Raw genomic sequence first — 4281 nt, 5'->3', positions numbered from 1 at the left:
GATCAGGTCTCGCTTTAGATCTCGATGCCTGCTGCCATACTTAAAACTTAAAACTTAAAACCGCTGCTTTGGGAAGGGAGTGACTTCCCTTGAATCGGATAATGGTGTACAGTGACGATTAACGTGTTTCAAGAACATCGGCGTGTAGCTAACACGCGGTGAAGGGAGGGGGTTGTCGATGGACATGAGCGGTTTGGATACGGAGCGGGAGATTGATGAACTGGAATCCCGTGAGCATCGTCGGCGGCGGTTCGGTCGGTCGGCCGTGTGGTGGACGCTTGGGGCGGCCGTTGTGCTTGGAGTGGCTTTTCTGCCCCGGATGGCGTCAGTGCCAGCGGTTCGCGAGCGGATCGTCGCGCGCCTCAACGCTTCGGTTGCGCCGGTGTCGGTGGCGGTCGACAACTGGCGGCTTCGCTGGTTCGGCGGGCAACGGTTAGACGGCCTCCGCCTGTATGACCCGGTCCAGGGGCTCACGATCTCGATTCCAGCGGTGGACGTCTCAAACGGGCTGGTCAAGCTCCTCCCGTTCGGCACGATTGACGCCGGGGAGGTGACGCTGGCCCAGCCTGTCGTGCGGTTCACCCGCGCGCGCGCCATCGCCCCGTGGGAAACGCTGCCCGCCACCGGCGTGGTCGAACAGGCTGCGGTACGCAGCGCCGGCACCAAGACGCCCGTGGCGGCGCGTCCCTTTGAGCTTCCAAAAATCGCGGTTATCGCCCGGTTGGTGGTGCACAACGGTCAGGTTGTGGCCGGGGGTTCTGCAGACGGGGACACCACGTTGGCGAACCAGGTGAATGCGTCGCTGCGGCTGAACACCTGGGACCAACCCCTCATGATCGAGGCCGCCTGCGTGGTGCCGGGTGGGGCCGGCGACGGAACCGTGTCAGCGAAGGGCCAATTGCCCACGCCGCGACTGCTGGTTGCGCGGGCGTTTGATGATCCGGCCTGCACGGGGCAAATGGCGCTCACCATCACGGGCTTTGATCTGCAGCAGGTCCGTCCGTTGCTGGAAGCGCGCACGGGCGCGACATGGGGCGCGGGCGGACTGCTCGATGCGGAGGTGTCCGTGCGAGCGGCTGGCTTGCGCGAAACGGCGGTTGAGGCCGAAGTGGCGATCACGCGGTTCACCTTTGCCTTTCCCGGATTCAACCCCTCGCCACCGGGAGACGTGACGGTCGCCATTTCGGCCAAACGGGACGACCGGGGGGTGGCGATCCATTCGTGCGCGGTAAAAACCCCGTGGGTGCTGCTGTCGGCCGACGGACGCTTCGGGAGCCTATCGACCGGAGCGGTTCCGGTCGGTCGGATCGCCGTGACGGGAGGCGTCGATGTGGCTTCGGTCGTCCGGGATTTCAGGCCGTTGCTGAACCTGACCCCTGAGGCGCGGATGGAGCGCGGGACGCTGTCATTCGCGGGCGTGATCGAAGGAACGGAGCAGGCTCGGGCGCTCCGCTTGAAAGCGACAGCCGACAATCTCATTGTGTTCTACAAGAACGAGCGGGTGCCGCTGATGCCGGCGCCGCGCGTCACACTCGATATCGACGTGCCCTATGCCGGGCCCGCCGAGTTGAATGCGTTGGATGTGGTGCTGCCCTTCGCGCAGATATCCGGATCGGGGCGTCTGGACAAGGGCTTGGTTTCCGGGAAGATCGATCTCACTGCCTTTTCGCGGGCTTATCGCAACCTATGGACGGCGTGTCCGCCCATGATCGGACAGATTCTGTTCCAAGTAGCCGCCGCAAAAAAGGGGGACCGGTCGGAGATCAGGGCGACGGTCGGCGTGGAGGATCTGGCGGTCGAGATCGGCGTCGGGCAGCGGATTGTGGTTGAGCGGGCCGACAACCAGATTGCTTTCGCGGTTCCGATGGATGCGGGCGGGCCGATACTGACTTCGGGCGTGATCAGTGGAACAATCACGTCGGCCGTGAGCGGTCTGGCCCTGCAAACGGGTGCCTGGGCGGTGAAAGAGCGCGACGTTCGCGCGCAAGGCACGGTGGAGGTGGCGCTCGGCGATGGTTATCTCAGGCTGTCCGAGGCGACGCTTATTTCGGCGGCGGCGCGCGTGTCGGTTCCAGCGCTTCGGGCGGACTGGGCGCTGAAAGATCGGGCGGCGGCGATTGCGGGAGAGGCGGTGATGGAGGCCGACCTGGGCGTGGTGTCCGGTTGGCGCCGGATCTCGCGTGAAGGCGTTGTTCCGTCACGCCTGAACGGCGGGCTGCACGTCCGGCTGGCGGCAGAAAACGCGCCAACCGGAACCCGGATCACGCTGGCCAGCGCGCTCACCAATCTGGTGATTTCAGCCGCGGGGCAGGACGCGCCGATGCGGGAAAGACGGATTGCGCTTTCGGCGGCGGCGTTGCTGGCGCGGGACGGGCAGACACTCGGTGTAGAGTCGGCGGAGCTGGCGACGGACTGGCTTGCCGCGACTGCGAAGGGGCGGGTGCGCGACGTGACTGGCGGAGCGACTGCATCGCTGACTGGAACACTGGCCGTGGATTACGACGCCCTCTCGGGGAAGCTGACCCAGGCTGGCGTGCGCGGAGTGACCGTCAGCGGCAAGCCGGCTCCGCGCCCCTTTGAGTGTGCAGGCGGGTTGGGCGGCGGTCTCGCATCCCTGCGCTCGTTTGGCGCGGCCGAGGGATCGCTGGGCATCGGCGAGATCGGAGTTCTGGGGCTGAAGCTCGCGGCAGCCGACGTCGCCTTTGCGCTCGATGAGGGCTTGCTGAAACTCGACTACCAGCCCGCATCCGGCACGGGGTTTCTGCGCTTGAAACCGTTGATCCAGGCTGCGGCGGATCCTGCCGTGCTCGAGATTGGTGGAGCCGTGCCCATCCTCGATCGCGTGCCCCTGACCCAGGAATTCACGGATACCGTGCTGGCGATGGTCAACCCGTTGCTGCGCGGCTGCGTCGTCGGTAGCGGCCTTGTTGAATTGCATGTGAACGAGACCCGAATCCCGCTGGCACCCGGAGCGATGCAACAGATCGACGCGACGTTTGCCGTCACGCTGCGCGAGGCCAGTTTCACACCGACGGGGACGCTGGCCGACGTGCTGGACCTCGTTGGCATTGAGCATCGGACGATGCGAATCCCAGACACCACGATACAGGCGGTCTGCCGGGACGGGCGCATCCAGTCCGAGCCGTTCGAGATGGCGGTTGATGGGCACCCGATTCGCTTCCGCGGATCGGTGGGGTTGGATCAAACCGTCTCGTATACCGTCGAACTGCCGCTGACCGAGAAACTCGTCGGACGCACGGTCTGGCCCTATGTGAAGGGGCAGACAATACGCGTGCCAGTCATCGGCACGCTGACTGCGCTGAAGCTCGACTCGGATGCCGGCAGGAAGGAGATCAACCGCCTGATCAAGGAAGCCGGAACCCGGGCACTGGGTGACGCCGCAAACGAGCAGCTCAAACGCCTGCTGCGTGAACGGTAATCGCGCGGTGCTCAAGCATCATCACCCAGCGGCCGCCGGGCCGCTCACACAGCGGCGTCCGGTTCCAAGCGCGGTGCTTGGTCGAGCAGGCAGCGTTCGGCCTCGTCCGACCACAGGCCGTTATGATGATCGCAGATCGCGGCCAGTTTGGCGAAGAACGGGTTGTTCTTGCCAACGGCTGCAAAATCGGCGATGGCTGTCATCGGCATGGAGACGTGGGTGTAGACCAAGCGTTTGCCGCCGGGGATCTTGACCAGGTCCATCGTCGCCTGCGCGGCGGCGTCGATCCCGCCGACATGGGTCACCATGACCGACGGATTGATGCGATTCTGCGAGGACAGGGTGAGCGCGTCGCGCAGGTCGTCGGTGTTGCCGCCCGACGAACCGACCACATGGTGCCCCATGTAGTGGACGTCGTAGAAGTTGATTGGTGCCTTGAAGTCCGGCTTGGAGGGGCCTGCGAAGAAGTTCAGGCATCCGTTGTAGCCCAGAAGTGCAGAGCCCTGCTCGCAGAGCGGCGCGACCGGCGCAAAGACGAAGACATCGTCAAACCCCTTGCCATGGGTCAGGGCGCGCATTTCGCCGACGGGGTCGGCCGCTGCGGCGGTGTTGAAGTAATGGAGAGCGATGCCCAGTTTCTTGGCGTGATCGGGCGAGAAGATCGCCGCTGCGCGGTTGAGGCGGGGTTGATCGATGTCGGTGACCACCAGGATCGACGGCCGGTTGTCGCCGTGCAGGGCAAGATCTATCGCGCTCAGGCCCATGGGCCCGGCTCCAGCGAGGATTGCCATGGTGCCGCCCTCTCTGATTCCCTGCTGATAGACGTACTCGCCGGGCTTGAA

2 protein-coding genes are annotated in these 4281 nt (G+C 64.9%); one reads left to right on the top strand and one right to left on the bottom strand.

Translation table 11 applies throughout. The features are described 5' to 3' along the window. Window positions 1-178: 178 nt before the first annotated feature. Window positions 179-3439 carry a hypothetical protein gene (locus FJ222_12190; GenBank protein MBM4165181.1) on the top strand — a complete coding sequence of 1087 codons (3261 nt, stop codon included), beginning with the start codon at window positions 179-181 and terminating at the stop codon, window positions 3437-3439. Window positions 3440-3483: 44 nt separating this feature from the next. Here the strand turns inward: FJ222_12190 and FJ222_12185 are convergent. Then, window positions 3484-4281: zinc-binding dehydrogenase (locus tag FJ222_12185; protein MBM4165180.1), on the bottom strand; the 798-nt coding region annotated here is incomplete at its 5' end.

The sequence above is a fragment of the Lentisphaerota bacterium genome (assembly GCA_016873675.1).
Taxonomy (GTDB): domain Bacteria; phylum Verrucomicrobiota; class Kiritimatiellia; order RFP12; family JAAYNR01; genus VGWG01.
This window is presented reverse-complemented; position numbering and strand designations above follow the sequence as displayed.